The organism is Sulfitobacter sp. (assembly GCF_041552635.1).
Taxonomy (GTDB): Bacteria; Pseudomonadota; Alphaproteobacteria; order Rhodobacterales; family Rhodobacteraceae; genus Sulfitobacter.
The window spans coordinates 1-3,064 of the sequence record NZ_JBFEKM010000286.1 but is presented as its reverse complement, the minus strand read 5'-3'; the positions used below and the strand labels follow the sequence as shown (position 1 = coordinate 3,064).

General features: G+C 56.0%; 3 protein-coding genes. 2 read left to right on the top strand and 1 reads right to left on the bottom strand.

Annotated elements, in window-relative coordinates; translation table 11 throughout:
- Positions 1-114: 114 nt before the first annotated feature.
- Positions 115-1,191, bottom strand: coding sequence for a PQQ-dependent sugar dehydrogenase (locus ABYT07_RS20090; RefSeq protein ID WP_372993782.1), 1,077 nt, complete (start codon positions 1,189-1,191; stop codon positions 115-117).
- 158 nt (positions 1,192-1,349) lie between these two features.
- Between ABYT07_RS20090 and ABYT07_RS20085 the strand changes: the two genes are divergently transcribed.
- Both ABYT07_RS20085 and ABYT07_RS20080 read left to right on the top strand, forming a co-directional pair.
- A complete protein-coding gene (locus ABYT07_RS20085) occupies positions 1,350-2,543 on the top strand; it encodes an ABC transporter substrate-binding protein (RefSeq protein WP_372993781.1) in 1,194 nt (397 codons plus the stop codon).
- 96 nt (positions 2,544-2,639) lie between these two features.
- On the top strand, positions 2,640-3,064 hold a 425-nt coding region (locus ABYT07_RS20080), incomplete at its 3' end, for an ABC transporter ATP-binding protein (protein ID WP_372993780.1).

The following is a 3,064-nucleotide window of genomic DNA, read 5'->3' as shown; positions in this document are numbered from 1 at the left end:
GATCAAAAGCCCGCCGATATCGCCCGAGAAGTCGTGCGGGAATCCCTGAAAGGGTATCTTTCAACCGCTTGAAGAGCGCCGCCCTCATGGTTTTCGGCCCGAACCTATAGGCTGCTATTTTGGCGTTATTGTGTAAATCGAACCGTTGCCCACTGATATGAACCAGATCGCGCCATCTGGTGCCTCGATAATGTCACGCACCCGCGCGGTCTGATCGGTCTTGATCTGCGCTACTTCGCGCAGCGGCGATCCTTGGAGGCGGGAAATATAGTTGAATTTCAGAGCCCCCACAAAGATATCGCCACGCCATTCGGGGAACATCCTGCCAGAATAAACCAGCAGTCCGGAGGGCGCGATGGACGGGTCCCAATAGGCTTGGGGTTGTTCCATCCCCGTTTTGGACGTGCCTTCGCCGATCTTGAGGCCCGAATAGTGCCGCCCATAGGAAATCACAGGCCAGCCGAAATTGGCACCTTTCTTGATCCGGTTCACCTCGTCCCCGCCGCGCGCGCCATGTTCCGAGACCCACAGATTGCCCTGCAAATCCAGCCCTGCGCCCTGCGGGTTGCGGTGACCATAAGACCAGATTTCAGGCAGAGCCCCGGCCTGACCAACAAAGGGGTTGTCCCGTGGCACAGACCCGTCGCGATTGACGCGGATAACTGACCCGTTGTGGAGACCCAAATTCTGGGCTGTCATGTCATCACCACGGTCGCCAATGGTCATAAACAACGTGCCGTCGGTTCCTTCGACCACACGGCTGCCGAAATGCCTGCCCACGCGCGACCCTTGGGACATGACGAATAAATCACGCAGGTTATCAAGGGTTTTGCCATCTTTGGACAGTTCTGCTGCGGCGAGCGCTGTGCCGGATCCGCCTCGCATTGCCTTGGCATAGGTGAAAAACAGCGTCCGGCTGGTCGCAAAATCACGCGCCGGTGTGATGTCCAAAAACCCACCCTGCCCGTTCTGGTCAACCTTTGGCGTGCCCGATACGGTCTGCGCGGTGCCGTTTGCAAAGCTTAACAACCGGCCGTCAATCTCGGTCACCAGAACCGTGGCATCGGGTAAAACTGCCAGCCCCCAAGGCGTGTCCAGACCGCTAATGCGTTGAGTTATCTCAATATCCTGCGCTGCCGCCTGAAAGGCGCAAATGCACAGGCCAAAGGCCAGAAAGGTTGATCTAAGCATTATGGCACTCCTGATTACGGTCCCGTTGATAGTTTAGGCTTTTTCCCAAGCAAATCACCCCCACATGACCAAACGTGATCATCCGATTGGACTTTTCTTTTTCAAAATCCCCGCATAGGCTTTGCGCTGAACATAAAGTTCCAACACGGGAGACGACCATGAAAAAGATGCTTATGGCCACAACGGCTGCGGCACTGCTTGCGACGAACGCTTATGCGGACGCGCATTCCAAAGAAGTTAAACTGGGGATCGTATTCGGCTTTACCGGTCCGATTGAATCACTGACCGGCCCAATGGCGTCCGGTGCCGAGATGGCCATGAAAGAAGTCACCGACAGCGGCAAGCTGATGGGTGGCGCAAAAGTTACTTCGATCCGTGCGGATTCGGGCTGTATCGACAACGCGCTGGCGGTTGCCGGTGCTGAACGCCTGATCGCCGAAGGCATCAATGGTCTGATCGGTGCAGATTGCTCAGGCGTGACGGGTGCGGTTTTGCAAAACGTTGCTATTCCAAACGGTATGGCGATGATTTCCCCGTCTGCCACATCGCCCGGTCTGTCCACCATGGAGGACAATGGTTTGTTCTTCCGCACGTCCCCGTCGGACGCGCGCGAAGGTGAAGTCATGGCAGAAATCCTGCAAGAGCGTGGCGTGAAATCCATCGCGCTGACCTATACCAACAACGACTATGGCAAGGGTCTGGCCGACGCGATCGAAACATCTTTCAAAGCCATCGGTGGCGAAGTCACCATCGTTGCAGCACATGAAGACGGCAAAGCCGATTACTCTGCCGAAGTTGGCGCGCTGGCATCCGCTGGCGGTGATATTCTTGTTGTTGCGGGTTACCTTGACCAAGGCGGTCCGGGCATCATCAACGCAGCACTGGACACAGGTGCATTCGACACATTCGGCCTGCCCGGCGGGATGATCGGTGACACATTGCCCGGTCGCATCGGTGATGATCTGAACGGGTCTTACGGTCAAATCGCTGGTTCCGAAGGCCAAGGCATCGAAGTTTTCACCAAGATGGCCGAAGACGGTGGCTTTAACGGCACATCACCTTACACACCTGAATCTTATGATGCGGCAGCCCTGTTCCTGCTGGCGATGCAAGCGGCAGATTCGATGGATCCAGCAGTCTACGGGCCAAAGATCCTCGAAGTGGCAAACGCCCCCGGCGAGAAAATCTATCCCGGTGAACTGGCGAAAGCGCTTGAGCTGATCGCCGCTGGCACGGACGTCGACTATGTCGGCGCATCTGCGGTCGAACTGATTGGCGCGGGCGAATCTGCGGGTACTTACCGCATGATCGAAGTCAAAGACGGCGTTATCGAAACTATCGGTTTCAAATAAGTCCTGATAATGTAAGTGCGCAGCAGTCCGGGCAACCGGGCTGCTGTTTTCAAACGATAACCGCGCATCTACGACGCGGGACACAGGGATAGTCATATGATCGTCGTTGACGATGTACACAAACACTTCGGTGGCTTTCATGCTGTCGATGGGGCCAGCCTTACCATTGGCAAGGGCACAATCACCGGGTTGATCGGCCCCAACGGTGCGGGAAAAACCACGCTTTTCAATGTGATCGCTGGTGTTCTTAAACCAACGTCTGGCCGTGTCACGATGGATGGCGAAGACATCACCGGCCTGCCGCCCCACGAATTATTCCACAAAGGATTGTTGCGGACCTTCCAGATCGCGCATGAATTTTCGTCGATGACCTGCCGCGAGAACCTAATGATGGTGCCGGGCGATCAGGTGGGTGAAACCTTGTGGAACACATGGTTTGGCCGCAAACGCATCGCCGATCAGGAACGCGCCCTGCGCGCCAAAGCCGACGAAGTGCTGGAATTTTTGACGGTAGAGCATCT